The following is a 23,010-nucleotide window of genomic DNA, read 5'->3' as shown; positions in this document are numbered from 1 at the left end:
GTCACGGCTGCAAAACCGCCGCGCCAGTCAGCTTGCCCGCCCTCAGACGGGCAAGCGCTTCATTGGCCTCGACGAGCGGGAATACAGTCGTGTGCGTCTGGATATTGATCTTTGCGGCGGCGGCGAGAAAATCGATGCCGTCGCTTCGCGTGAGGTTCGCAACCGATACGATCTGCCGTTCGCCCCAAAGGATACGATAGGGGAACGTCGGAATGTCGGACATATGAATGCCGGCGCAAACAACGCGACCGCCCTTGTGCACCGCGCGCAGGGCAAGCGGCACCAACGCTCCGACCGGCGCGTAGATGATGGCGGCATCGAGTTCGGTCGGCGGAACGTCCTCTGAAGCGCCGGCCCAGTCGGCGCCGAGCGAAAAGGCAAGTTGCCGCGCTTCCTTGTCGTCGCCACGGGTGAAGGCGTAAACTTTCCGTCCCTGTGAGCGGGCCATCTGCGCGACGATATGGCCGGCCGCGCCAAAGCCATAAATGCCGAGCGTCTTGCCGTCGCCGGCCATCACAAGGGATCGCCAGCCGATCAGCCCGGCGCAGAGCAGGGGTGAAAGGGCGGCGTCCTCGCCGTGCTCGCCGAGTGGAAAGCAATATCGGGCATCGGCGACGAGGTGGCTGGCAAAGCCGCCATCGCGCGTGTAGCCGGTGAATTCAGGGCGATCGCACAGATTTTCCTTGTCGGTGCGGCAATAAATGCACTCACCGCAGGTGAAGCCGAGCCATGGAACACCTACGCGCATGCCCAGCTCCAGCTCGTTGACGCCCGCACCGAGTGCATCGATGCGGCCCACGACTTCATGCCCCGGGATAATCGGATAGGAAATGTCGGGTAACTCGCCATCCACCACGTGCAGGTCAGTCCGGCACACGCCGCACGCGCTGACCTTGACGCGGACCTCGCCGGGGCCGGGGACCGGGTCGGGGCGTTGCTGGAATGTCAACCGCTCGCCGCGCGCGGAGAGAACCATCGCGTACATGTCGCATTCCCGCGGCTCGTCGTGCGTCGTCCGGTCTTGTCTCGCCGGATCTGGAAGTCAGTGTGCGCCGTTCGCTACGCCAGCGCAACATCCGACTTCCCACAGGTTCGCGGCGCACGAGGATGAATCAGGCGTCGAGATTGTGCAGGCGCTGGCGGTTGCGCAGCACAATCTGGCGGGCGCCAGAGAAACCGAGAATGCCCTGTGCGTGCAGCTGTGACAGCGCGCGGGACACGGTCTCGAGGGTGAGGCCGAGATAGTCGCCGATGTCGCGGCGGCACATCGGCAGTGCCATCATGCCCGCGACGGCGAGACGGCGGTCCATTTCGAGCAGAAAGGTCGCGACGCGCTCCATCGCGGTCTTGCGTCCGAGCAGCAGCATGTGGTTTTCGGCGTGGCGCAGCTCCGAGGCGGTCATTGTCCAGAGCTTGTGGGCGACCTGGGCGTCGGTGCCGGAGGCCTTCTCAAGGCTCGCGCGCTTCACCAGGCGCACCGTGGTGTCGATGATGGCCTCGGCGGCGAGCCGATGGCTGGCGCCGGATTCCAGACCGAACACGTCGCCGGGAAGGTGAAAGGCGCCGATCTGGCGGCGGCCGTCGGAAAGAAGCTTGTAGCTGCGCACCGCACCGGTGATGACCTGGTAGACATATTCGGCCGGCTCATCCTCGCCGTAAATCTCCTCGTCCTTGCGGTACGAGAATTCGGTGGCGACAAGGCCGACATGGCCGGGGATCGCGCCGAGCCGATCGGCGACGGGATGGAGGGTAACGGCAACCTTGCTGCCGCTGATCGGAGTGTTGATTGCCTTGGTGTCGAGTGACTGGGTCAGCATCTGAGCCATCTCCGTTGTGATGACCGATGCTTACGCCGGAACGAGGCGCGGGAAAATTTCGAACGATATCTTAAGGGGCTCTACTTACGTAGAATCCCGCAGGTCAGCCTAAAGGTGCTTCTGATGGGACCGCACGCATGATGCGGGGCGGCCCAACTGCCGATGTTGCCGATCTCCGTCATTTTGTCTTCCGCTGCGCGCCATCCGCTAGGGGGGTGCAACAGGCGGCTTCCGCAGGCTCTTGACTGCGATCGCAACTAGCGGCGTGAGAAGCGGGAGCAGGCCGCTCAGCGGGTGGTGGATCGTTCCCGTCACTTGAGCGTGGAGCGCGCGCGCCTCGAGCTGAATGGCTTCGATTGCTGCACCATGGATTTCATTGGCGAGCTCGATCTCGCGTCCTGACGGCGGCCGCCTCGCGACGAGGAACAGCATTGCCGCGATGCCGAAATTGATGGTGCCGAGAACGGCCGCCGCGACGATTGCGCTCCAGATCTGGACCAGGGCGAAATAGGCCGACAATTCCAGCATCAGCAGACCGAAGGTGGCGATCAGCGCTGCGAAAGTCCGCAGGCCGAGCCCGATCAGGAGGTGCCGCAGTCTGATGTCGGCGATGATCCTGTCGGTGCGCCAGAGCACGCGCAGGTGTTTGATGATATTTTCCGTAGCCACCTAGTGTCTCCTCAGCATGAATCCGACGACGACGCCAAGTGCGAACGCCGAAGCGAGCGACGCCGCCGGACGCTCTGCGAGGAGGCTATGGAGCTCCTCTTGCTCCTCACTGACGGTCTCGCCGAGTTCGGTCAGCGCGGCCTTGATCTGGTCGGCCAAGGCCTCGACACGGTCTTCCGGCGCATTGAGCGTCTGCTCCCCGGCCTTGTTCAGCAGCTGCGTAACATCGATCTTCATCGCGTGCAGTTCGTCGGTCATGCTGCCGGTGTCGAACATTGGCGGCCTCCATTGAATGGAAGAAGCCTATGCGAGCCGGTTCGTGAGCGATTGATTTGCGTCAACGGCGTGTTCCCGGTTTGACGCAGGTCAATCCAGGTGCGTGGCGGCGACCTAGAAACCTAGACGGATCAGGAGCGATCCCGTGAGGATGCAAGCGTGAACTCGGAACCAATGCTGCTGACGACGCCGTCTGGCGACGGGCTCGAACTGCGGCCCGAGGGGTCATGGATCGCCGCCAACGTGTCGAGGCTCGAAGCGCTCTCTCTAGCGGCAAGAGCGGCTGTCGATCGATCGAAGGCAGTGACGCTTGATATGGCCGGTGTCAGCGAACTCGACACGCTCGGCGCCTGGCTTCTGGAGAAACTGTCGCGTCGGGCAGAATCCTCCAGCCGATCGGTCGAGGTGGTCGGAATAGCCGACAATTTCGCCGGCCTGTTGGACGAAGTGCGTCAGGTCAACCGGCACAATCCACTGCCGACACCTATGCCCAACCCGGTTCTGCACGGGCTGCACGATCTCGGCAAGTCCACGGTCGATGCGCGGGAGGACATCAGGATCTTCCTTCAGATGCTCGGCGCACTGTTCATGTCTGTGGCGGGGGTCCTACGCCGCCCGCGGTCGTTGCGGCTGACGTCACTGGTCTACCAGCTCTACCGCATCGGCTGGCAGGCGATCCCGATCGTCATGCTCATCACTTTCCTGATCGGCGCGATCATCGCGCAGCAGGGCTTTTTTCATTTCCGCCGGTTCGGCGCGGAGTCCTACACGGTCGACATGGTCGGCATCCTCGTGCTGCGCGAGTTGGGCGTGCTGATCGTTGCGATCATCGTCGCTGGCCGTTCGGGAAGCGCATACACCGCCGAGCTCGGTTCCATGAAGATGCGCGAGGAGATCGATGCGCTCTCGACCATGGGGCTCGATCCGGTCGACGTCCTGATCCTGCCGCGGGTGGCCGCCCTCGTGATTTCATTGCCGATCCTCGCCTTCATGGGCTCGATCGCGGCGCTCTATGGCGGCGGGCTGGTCGCGCAGTTTTACGGCGACATGGGCCCGGCAATCTACATTGCGCGCCTGCATGAGGCCATTTCCGTCACCCATTTCGAGGTCGGCATCCTGAAAGCGCCGTTCATGGCGCTGGTGATCGGGATCCTCGCCTGCAGCGAGGGATTGCGCGTCAAAGGCAGCGCCGAATCGCTTGGCAGGCAGACGACGACCTCGGTGGTGAAGTCGATCTTTCTGGTGATCGTTCTCGACGGCCTGTTCGCGATCTTTTTTGCCTCGATCGGAATGTGACGATGTTGGATTCAGTGCAGGAGCCTGCGATCCGCGTCCGTGACCTCGTGGTCCGCTTCGGTCGGCAGACCGTGCTGGACAATCTGTCGCTTGACGTCCGCCGCGGGGAAATCCTGGGACTGGTCGGAGCGTCCGGCGGCGGCAAGTCGGTCCTGATGCGCACCATCATCGGGCTCGTCCCGCGGCGAGGGGGCACTATCGAAGTCATGGGACAGCCGATCGGCAGTGCGCACGACCGCAGCGCACATGGCGCGGCCGGCACATGGGGCATCTTGTTCCAGCAGGGCGCGCTGTTCTCCTCGCTGACGGTCCGGCAGAATGTCCAGTTCCCGCTACGCGAAAACCTCGTCCTGTCTCAGGATCTGATGGATGAAATCGCGATCGCTAAGCTTGAGATGGTTGGGCTGCGGGCGGAGGACGCCGACAAATATCCGTCCGAGCTGTCCGGCGGCATGACCAAACGCGTTGCGCTGGCACGCGCCCTGGCGCTCGATCCGCCGATCCTGTTCCTGGACGAGCCGACCTCCGGTCTCGATCCGATTGCGGCCGGTGACTTCGATGCCCTGATCCAGACCTTGCAGAAGACCCTGGGGCTCACTGTGCTCATGGTGACCCATGATCTCGCAAGCTTGACCACAGTCTGCGACCGCGTCGCGGCGCTGGCCGACGGCAAGATCGTGGCGATCGGTCCGATGCGCGAACTTCTTCAATCCGAGCATCCCTGGGTGCGAGCCTATTTCCACGGCAAGCGTTCCCAGATGCTGCAACCCCACATGAGATGAGACATGGAAACCCGCGCTCCCTATGTGTTGATCGGCGCCTTCGTGCTGGCTGCGATCCTTGCGGTCTTCGGCTTCGTCTATTGGCTGAACAATACGGGCGGCATTGGGCCTCGCACGACCTATCGGGTACAGTTTCAGGGGCCGGTGCCCGGCCTCCTGGTCGGCGCCGGCGTGTTGTTCAACGGCATCCGGGTCGGCGAGGTCACAGAACTGGGTCTCACCCAGGACAATCCGCGTTTCGTCAATGCGACGATTTCGGTCGCGTCTGCGACCCCCGTGCGGGCCGACACGAGGGTTGGCCTCGATTTCCAGGGGCTGACCGGCGTGCCGGTGGTGGCGCTGGAAGGCGGCACGAGCGTCGCCAAATCGGGCGAGGTAGTGACCTTGATCGCCGACGCCGGGGCGGGGCAGAGCGTGACCCAGGCCGCGCGCGATGCGCTGCGGCGGGTTGACACTGTACTAGCTGAGAACTCTGGTCCGCTGAAGGATACGATAGCCAATGTTAGGACCTTCTCGGACGGACTGGCGCGCAACACAGGCAAGCTCGACGGCATCGTCGCGGGGCTGGAAAGAATGACCGCGGGCGGAGCGCAAGGTCCGAAGGTCACTTATGATCTACATGCTCCAAGAGATCTCGGATTGGCAGGAAAGGCCCTGACCGCTTCATTGGCGGTTCCGGAGCCCACTGCCGTTGCAATGCTGCAGACGCAGCGCATGTTATTTGCCCCGGGCTACGACAATGCAGGCTTTGCCGATTTCCTGTGGGCCGATAGCGTTCCAAAGCTGCTACAGGCGCGGCTGATCGACAGCTTTGAGAATTTCGATATCGCACATGCTCCCTTGCGTACCGCCGATTTGAGCCAGGCTGACTACCAGCTCTTGATCGATATCAGGCGCTTTGGCATCTCCACGGACACCCCGCAGGTCGAGATCGAATTCTCCGCGAGGATCGTTGACAAGGAGGGCAAGGCAATAGCATCGCGGTTGATGGAAGCGAACGAGAAGCTCGAGAAGATCGAGCCAGCCGCCGCAGTCGCGGCATTCGATGTGGCATTCGCACGAATCGTGAAGAGCCTGATCAGTTGGACGGTATCATCAGTGGTGAAAACCTAGCTCGCTCTCCGCGGATAGGGCGAGCGAAGTCCACCACAATTCGTCGAGACAGACCAACCACGGAAGGATGCGAGCCACCACCCGGACACGTCCGTCAGCAGAATCATAATCGTAGAGCGTCCAGTGCACGACCTCCGATGACAGTCTCTGCCAGGGCTGGGAATGCGACGCTTGTCTTGATGAGGATCAATTGGTCGGGCTGGACGAGGCTTAGCTTGGCGGGCAAGGAGAACTCAGATGGCCATCAAGGACGTCTTTTTGCCGCTGGTCGATGAACCCACCGCCCCGGCGCTTGCTGCAATCGAGAAATGCGTGGCCGTCGCAGCCCATCTAGGCGCGAGGATCACAGCGGTTGCAGCTGAACAAGACATAGTGGCGCGACCGAAAGTGGTGATCTCCGCCGACCTGGACAATGCCGCAGAAACTGAAGCCTTTCGCAGTGTCACAGATGCGAGAAGTCTTCTGAAGGCGTTCGAGAGCGGCGCTTCGCGCGTCGGAGTCCGGGCCGCAAGCCGTTTGCGTAAAGTTGCGCCACAAATGGTTGCGCCGGTCCTGGCAGAATGCGCAAGATTCAGTGATCTCACGTTGATACCCGTCAAATCACACGACAGCCGGACGGAAGCAATCGTCGAGGCGTTGCTGTTCGAATCCGGTCGTCCCCTTCTCCTCTGTCCGGAGGACCGCGCGGGCGAATTGCGGCCGACCTTCGACGATGTCATGATCGCCTGGGACAGTTCGGCGCGTGCGGCTAGGGCAGTCGGTGATGTATTGCCGATCCTTCAGGAGGCGAACTCGGTTCGGCTGGTCACTGTCACGGATGAGAAGAGCGATGCCATCATGCAGTCCGGAGCGCAGGTGCTCGATCACCTCAGGGAACATGACGTCTCTGCGGAATTTGAAACCGTGCCGATCGACGGTAGCTCGATCGGCAAGGTGCTCGCGAACTGGGCACACCTTAACGGGATCGACATTATCGTGATGGGGGCCTACCGCCATTCTCGGCTCAACGAGAACATCTGGGGCGGCGTCACCAAGACCATCCTCGGCAAGCCGCCGTGCTGGGTTATGATGTCGCATTAGGGGCGCCAAGCCTCGTCGCGAAGCAGGATCCAGCCCGCGGCCCTCGCCCACACGAGGATCGACGTTGACGTCGACTTACCGTCTGGACAATTTTGCTGTCGCCTCGTTCGGCGGCGCTCGTCGGGTCCAGCCCTCGCCAGGTTTCTGTTGGCCGCGGCGATGAAAGGCTTGGCGGACCGGCCGCCAGCGCCTCGAGGCGCCTTTCTGCAAGGATTTCGGCGCCGGGTCAGGGCCGATTTGGCCCTCGCAGGGCGACCTGTTCGGCGGGCATGGCGCCAAAGCCTGACAACTCCACGGCCAATGACCGACCGCCCGGGCGTTCCACCAGAGAGCCCCGGCAATCGGCGCCGGTCTCGCGATGTGCTACCTAGCGATATCGCCTCGGTCCGGAGACTCGATGCAACCTCCTCGTCCAGCCCTGCTTCGACACACGCTGATCGCAATATTCGCACTCGCGGCGATCGGGGCGGCGGGTTGGCTGGCTTACGTTCTGGCGCTCGATGCCGGCTTTGCGCGCATGCAGCGCGAGGCCAATGACCGGCTTGCGCTGATTGCCAGCACCTTCGATGCGACGGTCGCGCGCTATCGCTATCTGCCGGCGGTGCTGTCGCTCGCCGATCCCATCCGTGAGCTTTATCGCAGTCCAAGGGACGCCGCGGCGATCGCCGCCGCCAATCGCTACCTTCAATCCCTCAACCAGCGTGCGCGATCCGCGGAGCTATATGTGCTCGACAGTACCGGCCTCGCGCTGGCAGCGAGCAATTTCGACCAGGAGTCGAGTTTCGTCGGGCACGGCTACGCGTTCCGCGGCTACTTCGTCGATGCCATGCGCTTCGGCGAGGGCCATTATTACGCCGTCGGTGCAACGACCGGACAGCCCGGCTATTTCCTGTCGCATCGGATCACCGAGGGCGGCAAGACCCTCGGCGTCGCCGTGGTCAAGATCGATCTCTCCGCGCTCGAGGCCGAGTGGGCGCGTGCGGGCGACCTCGTGGCGATGGAGGATGAGAACGGCGTGATCTTTCTCGCCAGCCGCGAGGACTGGAAATATCGCCCGCTGGTGCCGGTCCCCGCCGCGCGCCTCGCAGAGCTGAACGCCGTGCAGCAATTCGGTCAGGCCGTCGACCCGGCGCCGGTCTTCGTGCCCAAGGGCAATCGTCAGCGCATCCAGATCGGTCACGCGCGCGGCCGCGGCGATATCGAGCTCGGTGAGTACGCGCTTCAGATCCGTCCCGGCGACCAGGGCTGGAAGCTGCTGCTGTTCTCTGACGTGGTGGACGCCAGGCGCAACGCGGCGACGGTCGCGATCGCCGGCATGTTCGCCCTCATCGCGTCGCTGCTGGTGGTGCTGGTTGCCTATCAGCGGCGTCAGGTCGTCAGGGCCAAGCTCGACGCGCATGACGTTCTCGAGCGACGGGTAGCCGAGCGCACGGAGGAGCTGCGCCGCACCCTCGAAAGCCTCGTGCAGAGCGCCAAGCTCGCCAGCCTCGGTCAGGCGCTTGCCGGTGTCGCGCACGAGATCAACCAGCCGCTGGCGGCGCTGATCACGTACCTCGCGAGCAGCCGCGTCCTGCTCCGCCGCAACGAGGTCGATCGGGCGGCCGCAAACCTCGATCTGATGTCGTCGATCGCCGAGCGCATGAAAGCGCTGATCGATCATTTGCGGACGTTCGCGCGCAAGGAGACCGGCACGCGCAGCGCCGTCGCGCTCGCGCCCGTCATCGACAATGCGGTCCGCCTGCTGCACTACCGCATCGACCACGAGCAGATCGAGGTGGAGCGCCTCGCGCCTGCCGAGCCGCTCCATAGCCTCGCCAACCCGATCCGGCTCGAGCAGGTCGTGGTCAATCTGTTGTCGAATGCGATCGATGCCATGCGCGGGTCCGACCGGCGGGTGCTCCGGGTCGCGCTCTGCAAGGAAGGCACCAGTGCCATGATCGAGGTCGGCGACACCGGCGCCGGCATCCCACCCGAGCACCTCAAAGCGCTGTTCGATCCGTTCTTCACCACCAAGGAGACCGGCGAGGGGCTTGGCCTCGGGCTCTCGATCTCGTACGGGATCGTCAGGGAATTCGGAGGAGATATCTTGGTGGACAGCGCGCCGGGCAAGGGCTCGACTTTCAAGGTCGTCATCCCGCTCATGGATATCGCGCCGGGTGCGCAGCGGCAGGAATTGCAGGCATGAGCGGCTCCGTGCTCGTCGTCGACGACGAGGAGATCGTCCGCAATTCGGTGCGGCAATGGCTGGAACTCGGCGGCTTCACGGTCCGCGCCGCGGCCGGCGCCGACGAGGCCATGCGCCTGGTGAAAGACCTCCCGCCAGACGCCGTCCTGACCGATTTTCGCATGCCGCAGCGATCCGGCCTTGAATTGATGGGCGACATTCACCGCGCCGACCCGGACATTCCCGTGGTGCTCCTGACCGCGCATGGCGACGTGCCGCTGGCGGTGGCCGCGATGCGCGACGGCGCCTACGATCTGTTGCAGAAGCCTCACGATCCCGAGCTGCTCTCGGCGGTCATGACGCGCGCGGTCGAGCGGCGGCAGCTGAAATTGCAGCTTCGCCAGCTCGCAGATCGTCTCGCCGCGCCCGGCGCGATCGATGCGCGCCTGATCGGCCTGCCAGGCCGACGCAAGCGGTGCGGGCCAGCGTGCTCGAACTCGCCGGCCATGATCGCGACGTGATCATCACCGGCGAGACCGGGACCGGCAAGGAGGTGGTGGCGCGGGCTCTGCACGATTTCGGGCCGCGCGCGAACGCCCCCTTTGTCGCCGTGAACTGCGCTGCGATTCCGGCCGAGCTGTTCGAGAGCGAATTGTTCGGCCATGAGGCCGGCGCCTTCACCGGCGCACGTGGCCCGCGCATCGGGAAATTCGAGCACGCCCATGGCGGCACGCTGCTGCTGGACGAGATCGAGAGCATGCCGCTTCCGTTCCAGGCCAAGATCCTGCGCGCCCTCCAGGAGCGCACGATCGAGCGGGTCGGCTCCAACAAGCTCCTGCCCGTCGATGTTCGCGTGGTCGCCGCCGCCAAGGACGATCTCGCGGCCGCGAGCCGCCAGGGACGCTTTCGCTCCGACCTCTATTTCCGGCTTGCGGCGGCGGAGATCCACCTGCCGGCGCTGCGCGAGCGCGGCAACGACGTCCTGCTGCTGTTCGAGCATTTTGCCGCCGCTGCTGCCAGGGGCGCTGGTCGCGCGCTGTCGCCGCTGCGGGCGGACGATCTCGATGCGCTGCTCGCCCATGACTGGCCGGGCAATGTGCGCGAGTTGAAGAACGTTGCCGAGCGCTACGCGCTGGGGCTCGCGGCGACCGGCCGCAGCGTTGCCGAGATCCTTCGGCGCGGCGAGCCGGGAGCGCCGCAGCGGACGCTCGCCGATCGTGTCGCGGCCTATGAACGCGCGCTGATCGAGGCCGCCTTGCGCGAGCACGACTGGTCGATTGCCGCCGTCACCGAGGAGCTCGGCGTGCCGCGCCGGACGCTGAACGAGAAGATGGCGAAATACGCGTTGGCGCGGCCCGGCCGCAAGGAGCCCTGAGCCGGGAAGCCGTCGGCGGAAATCCGCTGATGGCGGCCGTCGCATCGGCGGATTCTTGCCGATGCCTTGGCCCTCGCGAGGCGATCCTCCTCGAAGATCTACCCTATTTCCAGCAGCTTTCCGTATTTCCGACGCGCCCCTCACGCTTGGCATGGCCGTTGCTGGAGCAGCGACGAAACCATCCGGTTTTCCAATAAATCAGCGGAGGAATGTCGTGAGTTCACAGGAAGCCTCAATTCAAACTGTCGGCGCACCCGTCACGGAGAGGCGCGCGAACACCGCCGACATGAAGCGCCGGCTGCGCGCGATCTTCGTCGGCTCGGTCGGCAATCTCGTCGAGTGGTACGATTTCTACGCTTATGCGGCGTTCTCGCTCTATTTTGCCAAGGCGTTTTTCCCTGACGGCGACGAGGTGGTGCAACAGCTCAACGCGGCGCTGCTGTTCGCGGCGGGCTTTCTGGTGCGCCCGCTCGGTGGCTGGCTGTTCGGCTATCTCGCTGATCGCCACGGCCGGCGCAATGCGCTGACACTGTCTGTCGTGATGATGTGCTTCGGCTCGCTGATCATCGCGGTGACGCCGACCTATGCCTCGATTGGCCTGGCCGCTCCCATCGTCCTCGGCCTTGCGCGAGTCCTGCAGGGGCTGAGCCTGGGCGGCGAGTACGGCACCAGCGCCACCTATCTCAGCGAGGTCGCCGACGAGAGGAATCGCGGCTTCTACTCCAGCTTCCAGTACGTGACGCTGATCGGCGGACAGCTCTGCGCCATCCTCGTGCTGCTTCTCCTGCAGAAGGTGTTTCTCTCGACCGACGAGATCCGCGCCTGGGGCTGGCGCGTGCCGTTTGCGTTCGGCGCCGTGCTCGCGGTCGTCGCTGCACTGATGCGCAGCAACCTTCACGAGACCGATGCCTTCAGGAGCAGCCAGGGTGCGACGAAGAGATCAGGCTCCATCCGCGCATTGCTGAACTATCCGCGCGAGCTGATGCTGGTGGTGGGCTTGACCATGGGCGGCACGGCGGCGTTCTACACCTACACCACCTATATGCAGAAATTTCTCCGTCTCTCGGTGAAGCTGACCGACGATCAGACCACCATGGTGACGGCGGGCAGCCTCGTCTTCGCGATGGTGCTGCAACCGGTCTATGGTGCGATATCCGACCGCATTGGGCGCAAATGGCTGCTGATCGGCTTCGGTGTGTCGGGCACGGTGTTCACCATCCCCCTGTTGACGTCACTGCAGGCCGCTCACGATGCATTTTCGGCGTTCCTGCTGATTGCCGCCGCCTGGATGATCGTATCGGGCTACACCGCGATCAATGCGGTGGTGAAGGCCGAGCTGTTTCCGACCAGCGTCCGCGCGACGGGGGTCGGGGTGCCCTATGCGCTGACGGTCTCGATCTTCGGCGGCACCGCCGAATCGATTGCGTTGTGGTTCAAGTCCGTTGGTCACGAAAGCTGGTTTTACTGGTACCTGACCGGCTGCATCGCAGTGTCGCTGCTGGTCTACCTGACGATGCGTGACACGAGGACGATGTCTGCGATGAACCGCCACGAATAGGTATGTTCAGGCAAACGGCGCGGCCGAGATCGACCGCGCCGTCCTGAGCTTCCAGTACAGAGCGTCAGTACTCGTCTGGTGCGAACGCGCGACATCATCTGCGCGCCACCAATACCCCCACCAGGAACGCCACCATCAAAGATGGCAGCGGGGCCTCACGCACCATGCCGCGAACGATGTCGGACCAGTGCTGATCCGGAACGAGTCTCGGCGACCTGACTTCGGCGACCGGCTTGATACCCCACTCTGACGCGAGGTCGGCGATTTCGCTTGAGGCCAGGCGCACGCCGTCACGCACACGGAAGATCGCCGCATCCGCACGGTCGCGGGGCGCAAGCGGCATCACCGTCGCAATCGCTGTGCGCAACGTCATCTCGCCGTAGCCTTGCAGCCGTACCAATTCCTCGGGGTCGGAGGTCATGCGATTGTTTCCTCACAGCGCGAAGTGGCGCGCGATGGTGAAAACCATCGTCGCACACAGGACCAGCGTGGAAACCGCGCCGGCCACACCGCGTGCGAGATGGGCTCGCGTCAGGTGCCTGGTCATGATTCTGCTCCATGCTCACCATGGAAATGGCCGGGCTGGATGTTGGTTCCTTGAGCCGAGCCGAATCATCGAGGCCTGACTACTTCCGCAGCAATTCCCCCAGCGCCGCCGTCGCCTCCGCGCAGCGGATGTCGTCGATCTCCCGCGACAGGCTGAGCGCGCTGGATTTCAGCTCGTCGATCTTCCAGCTTTCCGGATGCTGCTTTTCGAGCTGGCTGAGACGCTTATTCAAATCGTCCAATTTCGACTGAAGCTGCCCGATGCTGGCGGCCCCATTCACGTTCCAAACGCGCTGTGCACGCATTCTCATTCCCCTGATAGTCTCACGGCCTTGTGAGCAGGGTTCGTGGCGGCAATGGGCGTTTCTTTTGTCCAGTCTTAGATCGTCTGGAACCGTTGCAGATCGGCAACGAAAGCGGCGGTGCGCACCGCGCGGCAGCTGCCTCGTCCTCCCTGGAATATTCCATTTTGCCGAAATTTGGAGGGGCGCGGCGGTGATCAGATCAGCCAAAAGCTCGGGCGAACGGCGCTCGGAGTGGTTCCGAGGACGGAATTCACAACGTCGTGTCTTTATTCGGAAACGATCATTTCCTAATATGTCACAATGCAAAAAGCCGTCGCAAAATCCGAGCCATCGGTCCATCCGCCCGGCCGGCCCCGGGAGTTTGACATGGATACCGCGCTGGACGGTGCCATCAGGGTATTTTGCGAGCGCGGCTATCATGCCACCTCGATTGGAGACCTCACCGCGGCCATGCGCCTTGCGACGGGCAGCGTCTACAAGGCCTTTCGCGACAAGCATGCCGTTTTCCTGGCCGCGTTCGAGCGTTACGTCGCGGTGCGTGGGGAGCAAACCCGCAGGGCGGCCGCGCGCGGTGCGAACGGCCGCGACAAGGTGCGCCGTGTGCTCCTGTCCTATGTCGAGCACTCCCAGGGCAGCGAGGGACGCCGCGGCTGCATCGTGGTCGGCAGTGCGATCGAGCTGTCGGCGGTCGATCCGGTGATGCGTGCGCGCGTCACGGCGCAGCTCAAGACCAACGAGGCCTTCCTCGCCGGTCTGATTCGCGAAGGGCAGGCTGACGGCTCGATTGCCCACCATGTCGAAGCCGACGACACCGCGCGGCTGATGATCTGCGTGACGCAGGGCCTGCGCGTCGTCGGCAAGGCACGCGTGCCGCTCGACGGCGAACGCCTGGTCGGCGTCGCGATGAAGCTGCTTGCCTGAATTTTTGCCAAATTAGGAAATGAACGTTTCCTATATGAGGAAATCGGAGACGCTGCAATGACGATGAATGCCACGATCGACGCCACGCCCGGGAGGGATGCGGTGTCGCAGCGACTGACCTTCGTGCTCGCCGCGGCCTGTGGCATGGTCGCCGCCAACATCTACTACGCCCAGCCACTGATCGCCCCGATCAGTGCCGCGCTCGGCCTGTCGCATGCCGCCGCCGGCCTCATCGTGACGATGACGCAGATCGGCTATGGCACGGGCTTGCTCTTCATCGTGCCGCTCGGCGATCTCGTCGAGAACCGAACGTTGATCTGCACCGTCATTGCGCTCGGCGCGGCGGCACTCGTCGCGGCCGGGTTTGCGACCCATGCGTTGCCGTTCCTGATCGCGGCACTGTTCATCGGGCTCGGCTCGGTCGCGGTGCAGATCATCATCCCCTATGCCGCGCATCTCGCGCCGGAAGCCATTCGCGGCCGCGTCGTCGGTAACGTTTCGACCGGGTTGATGCTGGGCATCATGCTGGCGCGACCGGCCTCGAGCTTCGTCACCGCGGCGTTGTCGTGGCACGCGGTGTTCTTCTGCTCGGCGGCATTGATGGTCTCACTGATTGCTGTGCTTCGCCTCACGCTGCCGAAGCGCAAGCCGGTTGCGCGGATGCATTACGGCACGCTGCTGCTGTCGATGCCGCATCTGGTGCGCACCATGCCGCTGCTCAGGCGGCGCGCGCTCTACCAGGCCGGCCTGTTCGGCGCCTTCACCCTGTTCTGGACGGTGGTGCCGCTGCAACTCGCGAGCCAATTCGGCTTCGCCCAGAGCGGCATCGCGCTGTTCGCGCTGGCCGGCGTCTCCGGTGTGTTCGCGGCGCCGATCGCGGGACGGCTGGCCGATCGTGGTCATAGCCGCAGCGCCACGATTGCCGCGATGCTGTCCGTCGCGCTTGGCTTCCTGGTGACCCATATCGGCGCGGCCGGATCGATGCTCAACCTCGCCTGTCTCACTGTGGCCGCGATCGCGATCGATTTCGGCGTGCAGGGCAATGTCGTGCTCGGCTTCCGCGCCATCTTCGTGCTCGGGCACGAGCATCGCAGCCGCCTCAACGGGCTCTATATGGCGACGTTCTTCGCCGCCGGTGCGGCCGGATCCGCGCTCGGCACCTGGGCGTTCGCGCAAGGCGGCTGGACGCTGGCCTCGGCCATTGGCCTTGTGCTGCCGGTCGCCAGTCTGCTCTACGCGGCCACCGAATAGCGGTATGATTGTATTCCGAGGCCGTTTACCACGCCTTGGATCGGGCGGTCCCGCGGGTGCAGTTTCCGCCTCGCAGATTCCCTGCAGCTGTAGTACTTTGGTCGCAAGCGGCCGGGTCAACGGCGGCAGGGGAGGCGCTATGAGGCGTGCGGGACTGGTTGACGTAGCGCGACTACGGCCATGGTCGTGGCAGGCATTTCTGCTCGGATTCGTTTTGGTCGCATCATCGGCTGCACTTCAGGGCATCTGCGTCGCCCTCGGCGTAAAGCTCTATTTCGCGGCGTTCGTGCCCAGCATTTTCGTCGTTGGCATCCTCGCCGGCGCACCGGCGGCGGCGTTCGCCGCGCTGATCACCGTTCCCCTGGTATGGTGGGCCTTCATGCCGCCCTTCTTCGAGATCACCCCGCTGAGCACCGCCGATGCGGATTCCATCAACCTGTTCTTCCTGCTCGCCGTGCTCGCGATCGGCCTCGCCGATCTCTGCCGCGCGAGCATGATGATCAATCGAGGCGGCGGGTTGAAGCCTTCGGGCGAGAGCGCGGCAACGAATTCGCAATGAACGGCGGCGCGCGAGCAGCGCGTTGCGCTTGCGCAACAGTCCGGCAACCATCCGCACAGCTGCATCGCGCCGCTAACTTTTCAAAAAAGATTTGGCCGCAATTTCTCCCGCGGGATTACGAGGGAGTTTTCGACATGAACGGACTCGCCATTTTCGAGAACGTGCGCCGCTATCGCGGCATCGCATCGCTCTATCGCCAGACCGCGGCGTTTCGGCCGGGCCAGCGCTGGTCGCTGTTGGAGCAGGCCGGCGAGTGGGAAGCTCGCGCGCTCTCGGAGCTGGAAGCCTATTTCGCGGCCCGCGCCGATCACGCGGCTCCGCTGGCTGCCTGAAGCATTGGGCCATACCCGTGGCGACTACGGAGTTACCCCGGCATCTGCGTGTGCTAGCGACTTGCCGGGATCTCCACGACGGCCGGGACGCGCGATGACCACCTTCAACCGCATTTTCACGACAGAACGCCTGCTCCAGATCATCGTCATCCTGGCGGCGACGATCGCGATGAAGCTGATGGGCTGAACGCTCGCCGAGCGCCATCGCTCGCCGAGAACGGGCACCTCGGACAGATGGTTCGAGCCTTCCGAGCCCGGGAAATCGAACATCGCCTGCGCCGGCGGCAGGCGCACCTTGTCGCTGCGGCGGATCAGATGCCATTGCCGCACGATCGGCAGGCCCGCGGCGTCGAGCACGATGAGGCGGCCTTCGGCGAGTTCGGCGCCACCGTGTGCGCCAGGATGAAAGGCGATGCCGAGCCCCGCGATCGCCGCCTGCTTGACGGTCTCGTTGCCGCGTGCCGCCGGTTTTGCCAAGGCATGTCACTTCCCCGGTGTGCTACGGGGATTGCCGCTGAGACAATCAACCTCTTTCAGGCCGCGGTAACCAACGCGCCCGAGACGAACTTTCGATTAACGGTCGCGCAATCCTAAGCGCCGCAACCTGCAGTCCAGGGGCGCCGAGAGAGCGTGGGGATGCGGATCGAAGACATTTGCGGGCATGACGCCCGCACGCGGCGTCAAGCGATGGTTTGAGCATGCACCGCTTGTTCGTCGAGCAGCTTCGCTGCGCCACCGATGAGTCCGGACAGGTTGATCTCGCCAAGCTGGGCGAGCTCGTCAGCGCGGCCTATGAGGCCAGCGATCGCGAGCGCCAGCGGGTTATCGAGGCAAGCGCCCACTCGCCCGATGAGGTCGAGCAGGATCTGCTGCGGACCCAGGAATTCCTCGATACCATCGTCGAGAACATTCCGATTGCCGTGTTCGCGAAATGCGCGAAGGATTCCCGCTACATCCTGCTCAACCGCGCCGGCGAGGACTATTACGGCCTGACGCGCGAGCAGATGCTGGGCCGGACGCCGGAGGAGATATTCCCGCCTGACGTCGCCCGCATGGTCAACGAGCAGGACCGCAGGGTTGTCGCCAGCGGCATGCCGATGTTCCTCGAGGAACATCTGATCGAGGTCGGCGTGAAGGGCCATGACCGCGTCATCAACTCGCGCAAGATGCTGATCACGGACGGCTCAGGCGATCCGCAATATCTCGTTGGCGTAATCGAGGACGTGACCGAGCGCGTCAACACCCAGGAGCGCATCAGTCACCTTGCGCAACATGACGCGCTGACCGACCTGCCGAACCGCAGCGCATTCAACGCGGCGCTCGCCGAGCGGCTGGAACGCGCGCAGAAGGCGTCGACCAGCTTTGCGGTGCTGAGCCTCGATCTCGACCGCTTCAAGGACGTCAACGATGTGTTCGGCCATCCCGTCGGCGATATGATGATGCGGGCAACCGCCGAGCGTCTTGCCGCGGAAGCCGACGGCGCCTTCGTCGCCCGCATCGGCGGCGATGAGTTCATGATCCTGATGCCCGACGACGCCAGGCGCGAAGACGTGCTGTCGCTGGCCGAGCGCCTGGTCGAGGCAATCGGCAAGGAACTCGAGGTCGACGACTATCTGCCCCATGTCGGCCTCAGCGTCGGCATCGCAGTTTATCCCGATGACGGCCCCGATGCCGCGACGCTGCTGGCGAACGCCGATTCGGCGCTGTATCGCGCCAAGCGCGAGGGGCGGGGCAGGGTCTGCTTCTTTGAAACCGAGATGGACCGGGAACTGCGCGACCGCCGGCTGCTGCAGCACGATCTGCGTCAGGCGATGGAGCAGAACGAACTCCTGATCTACTTCCAGCCACAGGCGCGGATGGACGGCGAGATCATCGGATTCGAGGTGCTGCTGCGCTGGAAGCATCCGACGCGCGGTTTCGTGCCGCCGGACCAGTTCATTCCGCTTGCCGAGGAGAACGGGCTGATCATCCAGATTGGCGAATGGGTCTTGCGCGAGGCGTGCCGGGAGGCAGCTTCCTGGCCGCGGCCGTTGCAGGTCGGCGTCAATCTGTCGCCGGTCCAGTTCCAGGCTGGCGATCTCGAACGATCTATCCATCAAATCCTGCTGGAGACGGGGCTCGCGCCGACACGGCTCGAAGTCGAGATCACCGAGGGCGTGCTGATCGGCGATTTCGGCCGCGCCGTCAACCTGCTGCGGCGGCTGAAGGCGCTCGGCATCCGCATCGCGATGGACGATTTCGGCACAGGGTATTCATCGTTGTCTTATTTGCAGTCGTTCCCGTTCGACAAGATCAAGATCGATCGCAGCTTCATCCTGAACCTCGGGGCGACGCCGCAGTCGGCGGAGATCGTCCGTGCGATCCTGAGCCTTGCACACGCCCTGCACATTCCGGTCGTTGCGGAAGGGGTGGAGACGGAGTCGCAGCGCGCCTTCCTGGCAGGTGAGACTTGTGAGGAGATGCAGGGCTATCTCATCGGCCGCCCCGAACCGATGGAACATTATTTCGATTTGATCGGCATCGACGTCGAACGTCGCCGTTACGCCTAAACACCTTGTGAGTTCCGATCGCGTGGCCCGATAGGAACCAACGCGCCTCTGCGCATTTCCTAAAAGTTAACGCAGGTTAAGCGCGGGCGCGCAAAAATGTTTTGCACAACCGCCATCGGCGTGACGCAAATCAGGGTAATAAGACCTGCAATTGCGAGGGAGGGTCTCATGGAGAACGTACGTCGCTACCGCGCGCTGGCGTCCCTCTGTCGCCAGCAGGCGGCCTATCGGCCGCTCCAGAACTGGCAGCTGCTCGGTCAGGCCGAACATTTCGAACATCTCGCCGAGATCGCATTGAAGGCGCATTTCGACGCTTGCAATGCGCAACCGGAAGAGGACGCCACCGGAGACGCGGCATGGGAACATCCAGCTGCGGCCTGAGGGGGCTTTCGTCATTGCTCGGAAGAATTCCCCTGCGGCGGCCCGCCGCACGACCTTTGCCAAGAATTAATCGCGTGGACGGGACGTCGTAAGGTGACGATCTCCATGTTGGGTGCAAGGCGACTTACCCAACATGGAGATTTCGACATGACCCATCGCGAGAATTCCGACACCACCAGGACCCGTAGGATTCTGAAGCCGCGCCGGATTGCGCTGCTCGGCACCGTGGCCGCGCTTGGCGTGGCCGTGCTGGTTGCTTCTCCCGCGTCAACGCCGTTCGGCGTGACTTCCCTGATTTCGCCGGCGCAGGCAGCTGACAGCGCAGCGACGCCGCCGGGCTTCGCCGACCTCGTCAGCAAGGTCAAGCCGGCCGTCATCTCCGTGCGGGTGAAGATCGACCGCGACAACGACAAGAGCGCGATGCTGCAACAGAACCGGATGGATCAGGACGAGGATTCTCCGTTCGAGCAGTTCGGCTTCCGCTTCCCGGGCGGGATGAATGGCATGCCGCGCCAGCATCACCAGGTGATCACGGGCGAGGGCTCCGGGTTCTTCATCTCCGCAGACGGTTATGCCGTGACCAATAACCATGTCGTCGACCACGCCGAGTCGGTGCAGGTGACGACGGACGACGGCACGATTTACACCGCGAAGGTGGTCGGCACCGACCCGAAGACCGATCTCGCGTTGATCAAGGTGGAGGGCAAGACGAACTTCCCGTTCGTGAAATTCTCCGATCAGAAGCCGCGGATCGGCGACTGGGTGGTCGCTGTCGGCAATCCCTTCGGCCTCGGCGGCACCGTGACGGCCGGCATCGTCTCGGCCAGTGGCCGCGATATCGGCAACGGTCCTTACGACGACTTCATCCAGATCGATGCGCCGATCAACAAGGGCAATTCCGGCGGTCCGGCCTTCGACATGAACGGCAATGTGATCGGCGTGAACACTGCGATCTATTCGCCGTCGGGCGGCTCGGTCGGCATCGGTTTCGATATTCCGTCCGCGACTGCAAAGCTCGTCGTCGCCCAGCTGAAGGACAAGGGTGCGGTGACCCGCGGCTGGCTCGGCGTGCAGGTGCAGCCGGTGACCGCGGAGATCGCCGACAGCCTCGGCCTCAAGGCGGCGCGCGGTGCGATCGTCGACAACCCGCAGGATGGCAGCCCGGCGGCGAAGGCCGGCATCGAGGCGGGCGACGTCATCACCGCCGTCAACGGCACGGCGATCAAGGACTCGCGCGATCTCGCCCGCACCATCGCCGGGTTGGCGCCGGGCACATCGGTGAAGCTCGACGTCCTCCACAAGGGCGACAGCAAGACGGTGACACTTGCGCTCGGCGAGCTGCCGAATGAACAACAGGCCAAAGCCGACGAGGGCAAAACGCAGCAGGCCCCCGGCACGCCGCGCCTCGGCCTCAGCCTGGCGCCGGCCGGCGAGGTTCAGGGTGCAGGCCAGAAGGGCGTCGTGGTCACCGAAGTCGACCCGCAGGGACCGGCGGCACAGCATGGCATCCAGACCGGCGACGTCATTCTCAATGTCGGCGGCAAGGCGGTCGCCAATGTCGGCGACGTTCGCTCCGAACTGGCCCAGGCCAAATCGTCGGGCAAGCACAGCGTGCTGTTGCAGGTGAAGAACGCGGAGGCGACCCGCTTCGTCGCGGTGCCGCTCGCATAGCCGCGCGCTCGACGGCAAAGTCAAAAGGCGGCCTGTGGGCCGCCTTTTTCGTGCGCGCGCGCGAGATACCCACAGGGCACCGATAACATTCTCGTTAACGGCAGCAATGGTGACCGGTTCGCCCGAAAAAGCCGCGTTCGCAAGTCAGACTTCGGAATAGTGTGTTGTGCTTCGGCTGCAATGAAGCCGCCGAGGTGAATTGCAAGAGTGAAACGTCACGGCCGGCTGTTTTGTGGAACCGACCGGCGGTTCGCATTTGATCGGTGCCGACATGGATCGATTGAAGCTCTCGCTGAAGCTTGCGCTGCTCGTAGCGCCGCTTGTGCTGTGGACCGGAAGCGCCTCGGGGCGCGATGACGGCCGCTTCACCGACTCGCCGCTCAAGCCCTGGTTCGACAGCCTGCGCAGCCATCTTGGTCCGTGCTGCTCCGATGCCGACGGCGTCGCCGTGGCCGACCCCGATTGGGAGTCCCACAATGGGCACTATCGAGTCCGTCTCGACGGGGAGTGGGTGGAGGTCCCCGATGAAGCCGTGATCACCGAGCCGAACCGCGCCGGCCGCACCATGGTCTGGCCGGTCAAGACTGTGTTCGGTGTTTCGATCCGCTGCTTCATGCCTGGCAGCATGATCTGACGCCGCGTCATCGCTTGCTGGATTTGCGCTTCGAGCTCTTCCTGGTCGTCTTTCTCTTGGTCGCCTTCTTGGACGTCTTCTTCTTGGACGTCTTCCGCTTCGACGCCTTCTTCGGGACCTTCTTGCCCTTCGCGCGCGCTTCGGACAAACCGATTGCGATCGCCTGCTTGCGGCTCTTCACGCGTCCGCCGCGACCGCCCGGTCCGCTCTTGGCGGTCCCCTTCTTGTAACGGCGCATTTCGCGCTCGACGTCGCTGCCGGCACTGCGTGAGTAGCGGCGCTTCTTTGCCTTGCGTGCCATCAACTCTCTCCCTTGGCCCAAGGAAAGAACCGTATTGCTGACGCAACGTTCCAACGGCGCGGGTCGCGCTTCAGAAGGAGTTCGCGAGCTCGATTTCCGCCTCCAGCACCTGGATGCGGCGCGCGGCTTCGGCAAAGGACAGAGCGCGATCGTACTGGGCTGGCTGATAGGCCTCTTCGCTGAGCCGTTTCAGCCGCAGCCCCTGGGCCCGGGTCATCTGATCCATGAGAAAAGCCTTGGCCTCATATTTACCGTGAACCTGCATGTCCGCTCTCCATCTCGAATTCGTGGCTTGACTATATGTTCTTATTTTGTTCTAACAAGCCATGGACAACCGGATTAATGAAATTCGACGCAAAATCAGGGCCTTGAGGCTTGAGATGGCCGATATCGAGGCGACCGTGCGCGATCTCGTCAATCGCGATCGAGACTGCACCGAGCGGGTTCAGGCGCAGATGGATCTGCGCCGGAAAATCACTCTGCTGATCGCCGAATGGAAAGCCGCAGGCGGCGGCGAGGTGTTGCCCGACAGCCGTGACCGGGTGCGCCTTCGTCCGCCGAAGAGCGAGAGCAAGGCGGCAAGCGTGGCTGCGCCGCGCTGAAGCAGACGATGCATGTGCTGGATGGAGGCTTGTGGTGGAGGAAGACCCGGACACCTACCGGATTCTGAAACTGCGCGCCGAGATCCTCGAATTGGGCTCCGCGATCCGGCAGTTGCAGCGCGAGGGCCTCGACGATGCTGCGGCCCAGATCCTGATCATGCGCAAGCGGGCCCGGCTTGACCACCTCGTGAAGACAGCCTCCGCCGGCGGCTGCCTTAACATCACTGACATCCGACGCAGCTAAAGCAGTCGCGCAACGCGACATGCTGGAGCTCGTCCATGCCGCATGCCGACATGACCGCCGCGCTGCAGGCGGTGCTCGATGAAGTCTGCGCGGACATTCCCCCGGGGGATACGACGTTGCGCGAGCGCGTCGCCGCGAGCTTGCGTGCAGCCGCGCGCGAGGATGATTGCTCTCTCGAGGATTTGAAACAGGTCGGCCGCCGCGCACTGACCCGCACGCCGACGATGTGGCGTTAAGGGACGTCCGGCCGGAAAGCCCCGCGTCACCGCGGGGCTCCTATTGCGGCGCTTACTTGCTCGTACCGTTCTGGGGCTTGGTCATGCTGCCGCCCTGGTCGCTGCCGGGGCCGGCGCCACCCTGGCCCGACGCGTCGGGAGCAACGTTCTTCTTCATGTTCGCTCCCGTCGTGGTCTGCGACATGGAGGAATGGTGCTTCTTGTGCGACTTGGCCTGCGCGGCGAACGGCGCGGCGGCGAGGCCGGTTGCCAGCATCACGGCAAGAGCGAGCTTGATCGTCTTCATGTGAAGGAACTCCCTGAGTTGAATTGACGCAGGCAGCCAACCGCTTTCGGTCGCAGGAGTTC

General features: G+C 63.9%; 26 protein-coding genes and 2 pseudogenes. 18 read left to right on the top strand and 10 right to left on the bottom strand.

Going from position 1 to position 23,010, the window contains the following annotated elements:
• Position 1: 1 nt before the first annotated feature.
• From ACVWZ4_RS02265 to ACVWZ4_RS02250, 4 genes are all read right to left on the bottom strand, one after another.
• Positions 2-985, bottom strand: coding sequence for a zinc-dependent alcohol dehydrogenase family protein (locus tag ACVWZ4_RS02265; RefSeq protein ID WP_456739760.1), 984 nt, complete (start codon positions 983-985; stop codon positions 2-4).
• 127 nt (positions 986-1,112) lie between these two features.
• Complete coding sequence (locus ACVWZ4_RS02260) at positions 1,113-1,817, bottom strand: helix-turn-helix domain-containing protein (protein ID WP_456739759.1); 705 nt, start codon at positions 1,815-1,817, stop codon at positions 1,113-1,115.
• 207 nt (positions 1,818-2,024) lie between these two features.
• Complete coding sequence (locus ACVWZ4_RS02255) at positions 2,025-2,486, bottom strand: phage holin family protein (protein WP_456702221.1); 462 nt, start codon at positions 2,484-2,486, stop codon at positions 2,025-2,027.
• Entirely contained in the window at positions 2,487-2,762 is a 276-nt protein-coding gene (locus ACVWZ4_RS02250; RefSeq protein WP_456739758.1) for a hypothetical protein, read from the bottom strand.
• A gap of 159 nt (positions 2,763-2,921) precedes the next feature.
• Between ACVWZ4_RS02250 and ACVWZ4_RS02245 the strand changes: the two genes are divergently transcribed.
• The 7 genes and pseudogenes from ACVWZ4_RS02245 (at position 2,922) to ACVWZ4_RS02215 (ending at position 12,130) form a co-directional block, all read left to right on the top strand.
• Complete coding sequence (locus tag ACVWZ4_RS02245) at positions 2,922-4,058, top strand: MlaE family ABC transporter permease (protein ID WP_456739757.1); 1,137 nt, start codon at positions 2,922-2,924, stop codon at positions 4,056-4,058.
• Positions 4,059-4,060: 2 nt separating this feature from the next.
• Complete coding sequence (locus ACVWZ4_RS02240; protein WP_456739756.1) at positions 4,061-4,840, top strand: ABC transporter ATP-binding protein; 780 nt, start codon at positions 4,061-4,063, stop codon at positions 4,838-4,840.
• 3 nt (positions 4,841-4,843) lie between these two features.
• On the top strand, positions 4,844-5,953 hold the full coding sequence (locus tag ACVWZ4_RS02235) for an ABC-type transport auxiliary lipoprotein family protein (protein ID WP_456702225.1): 1,110 nt from the start codon (positions 4,844-4,846) through the stop codon (positions 5,951-5,953).
• 237 nt (positions 5,954-6,190) lie between these two features.
• Positions 6,191-7,033: a universal stress protein gene (locus ACVWZ4_RS02230; protein ID WP_456739755.1), complete on the top strand. Its 843-nt coding sequence runs from the start codon at positions 6,191-6,193 to the stop codon at positions 7,031-7,033.
• Between the two features lie 397 nt (positions 7,034-7,430).
• Positions 7,431-9,218 (top strand): sensor histidine kinase, encoded by a 1,788-nt coding sequence (locus tag ACVWZ4_RS02225; protein ID WP_456739754.1) that lies wholly within the window; start codon positions 7,431-7,433, stop codon positions 9,216-9,218.
• Positions 9,215-10,572: pseudogene (locus ACVWZ4_RS02220) on the top strand (sigma-54-dependent transcriptional regulator). Before ACVWZ4_RS02225 ends, ACVWZ4_RS02220 begins: the two are co-directional and overlap by 4 nt.
• Positions 10,573-10,858: 286 nt before the next feature.
• Positions 10,859-12,130 carry an MFS transporter gene (locus tag ACVWZ4_RS02215; protein WP_456705200.1) on the top strand — a complete coding sequence of 424 codons (1,272 nt, stop codon included), beginning with the start codon at positions 10,859-10,861 and terminating at the stop codon, positions 12,128-12,130.
• Positions 12,131-12,224: 94 nt separating this feature from the next.
• Here the strand turns inward: ACVWZ4_RS02215 and ACVWZ4_RS02210 are convergent, their stop codons facing one another.
• Positions 12,225-12,551 carry a hypothetical protein gene (locus tag ACVWZ4_RS02210; protein WP_456702229.1) on the bottom strand — a complete coding sequence of 109 codons (327 nt, stop codon included), beginning with the start codon at positions 12,549-12,551 and terminating at the stop codon, positions 12,225-12,227.
• Between the two features lie 205 nt (positions 12,552-12,756).
• A complete protein-coding gene (locus ACVWZ4_RS02205) occupies positions 12,757-12,981 on the bottom strand; it encodes a hypothetical protein (RefSeq protein WP_456702230.1) in 225 nt (74 codons plus the stop codon).
• A 366-nt stretch (positions 12,982-13,347) separates the two neighbouring features.
• Between ACVWZ4_RS02205 and ACVWZ4_RS02200 the strand changes: the two genes are divergently transcribed.
• From ACVWZ4_RS02200 to ACVWZ4_RS02185, 4 genes are all read left to right on the top strand, one after another.
• Complete coding sequence (locus tag ACVWZ4_RS02200; RefSeq protein WP_456702231.1) at positions 13,348-13,902, top strand: TetR/AcrR family transcriptional regulator; 555 nt, start codon at positions 13,348-13,350, stop codon at positions 13,900-13,902.
• A 57-nt stretch (positions 13,903-13,959) separates the two neighbouring features.
• Positions 13,960-15,153 carry an MFS transporter gene (locus ACVWZ4_RS02195; protein ID WP_456702232.1) on the top strand — a complete coding sequence of 398 codons (1,194 nt, stop codon included), beginning with the start codon at positions 13,960-13,962 and terminating at the stop codon, positions 15,151-15,153.
• Positions 15,154-15,367: 214 nt separating this feature from the next.
• On the top strand, positions 15,368-15,712 hold the full coding sequence (locus ACVWZ4_RS02190; protein WP_456702233.1) for a DUF4118 domain-containing protein: 345 nt from the start codon (positions 15,368-15,370) through the stop codon (positions 15,710-15,712).
• A 134-nt stretch (positions 15,713-15,846) separates the two neighbouring features.
• Positions 15,847-16,044 carry a hypothetical protein gene (locus tag ACVWZ4_RS02185; RefSeq protein ID WP_456702234.1) on the top strand — a complete coding sequence of 66 codons (198 nt, stop codon included), beginning with the start codon at positions 15,847-15,849 and terminating at the stop codon, positions 16,042-16,044.
• A 204-nt stretch (positions 16,045-16,248) separates the two neighbouring features.
• On the opposite strand, the pseudogene ACVWZ4_RS02180 reads toward ACVWZ4_RS02185, so the two are convergent.
• Positions 16,249-16,497, bottom strand: a pseudogene (locus ACVWZ4_RS02180) (LysR substrate-binding domain-containing protein); the annotation flags it as partial.
• 245 nt (positions 16,498-16,742) lie between these two features.
• Here ACVWZ4_RS02180 and ACVWZ4_RS02175 point away from each other — a divergent pair.
• The 4 genes from ACVWZ4_RS02175 (at position 16,743) to ACVWZ4_RS02160 (ending at position 21,279) form a co-directional block, all read left to right on the top strand.
• Positions 16,743-18,593, top strand: a complete 1,851-nt coding sequence (locus ACVWZ4_RS02175) for a putative bifunctional diguanylate cyclase/phosphodiesterase (RefSeq protein ID WP_456739753.1) — start codon at positions 16,743-16,745, stop codon at positions 18,591-18,593.
• A 168-nt stretch (positions 18,594-18,761) separates the two neighbouring features.
• A complete protein-coding gene (locus tag ACVWZ4_RS02170; RefSeq protein WP_456702236.1) occupies positions 18,762-18,974 on the top strand; it encodes a hypothetical protein in 213 nt (70 codons plus the stop codon).
• A gap of 147 nt (positions 18,975-19,121) precedes the next feature.
• Positions 19,122-20,645 carry a Do family serine endopeptidase gene (locus ACVWZ4_RS02165; RefSeq protein WP_456739752.1) on the top strand — a complete coding sequence of 508 codons (1,524 nt, stop codon included), beginning with the start codon at positions 19,122-19,124 and terminating at the stop codon, positions 20,643-20,645.
• Between the two features lie 271 nt (positions 20,646-20,916).
• Complete coding sequence (locus ACVWZ4_RS02160; protein ID WP_456737946.1) at positions 20,917-21,279, top strand: hypothetical protein; 363 nt, start codon at positions 20,917-20,919, stop codon at positions 21,277-21,279.
• Positions 21,280-21,286: 7 nt separating this feature from the next.
• Here ACVWZ4_RS02160 and ACVWZ4_RS02155 read toward each other — a convergent pair whose 3' ends face one another.
• Positions 21,287-21,580 (bottom strand): DUF6496 domain-containing protein, encoded by a 294-nt coding sequence (locus ACVWZ4_RS02155; RefSeq protein ID WP_456702239.1) that lies wholly within the window; start codon positions 21,578-21,580, stop codon positions 21,287-21,289.
• A gap of 70 nt (positions 21,581-21,650) precedes the next feature.
• Positions 21,651-21,845 (bottom strand): DUF3072 domain-containing protein, encoded by a 195-nt coding sequence (locus ACVWZ4_RS02150; protein WP_456702240.1) that lies wholly within the window; start codon positions 21,843-21,845, stop codon positions 21,651-21,653.
• A 115-nt stretch (positions 21,846-21,960) separates the two neighbouring features.
• Between ACVWZ4_RS02150 and ACVWZ4_RS02145 the strand changes: the two genes are divergently transcribed.
• The 3 genes from ACVWZ4_RS02145 to ACVWZ4_RS02135 are packed head-to-tail and all read left to right on the top strand — an operon-like array spanning position 21,961 to position 22,662.
• The gene (locus tag ACVWZ4_RS02145; RefSeq protein WP_456737947.1) at positions 21,961-22,182 is read left to right on the top strand and encodes a hypothetical protein; all 222 of its coding nucleotides are present in this window, start codon (positions 21,961-21,963) and stop codon (positions 22,180-22,182) included.
• Positions 22,183-22,216: 34 nt separating this feature from the next.
• Entirely contained in the window at positions 22,217-22,426 is a 210-nt protein-coding gene (locus tag ACVWZ4_RS02140) for a hypothetical protein (RefSeq protein ID WP_456737948.1), read from the top strand.
• 35 nt (positions 22,427-22,461) lie between these two features.
• Complete coding sequence (locus ACVWZ4_RS02135; RefSeq protein ID WP_456702243.1) at positions 22,462-22,662, top strand: hypothetical protein; 201 nt, start codon at positions 22,462-22,464, stop codon at positions 22,660-22,662.
• A gap of 52 nt (positions 22,663-22,714) precedes the next feature.
• Here the strand turns inward: ACVWZ4_RS02135 and ACVWZ4_RS02130 are convergent, their stop codons facing one another.
• Entirely contained in the window at positions 22,715-22,948 is a 234-nt protein-coding gene (locus ACVWZ4_RS02130) for a hypothetical protein (RefSeq protein WP_456702244.1), read from the bottom strand.
• Between the last annotated feature and the right edge of the window lie 62 nt (positions 22,949-23,010).

The organism is Bradyrhizobium sp. USDA 4472 (assembly GCF_054058595.1).
The sequence above is the reverse complement of the archived record's forward strand: the minus strand, read 5'-3'. Positions and strand labels throughout refer to the sequence as shown.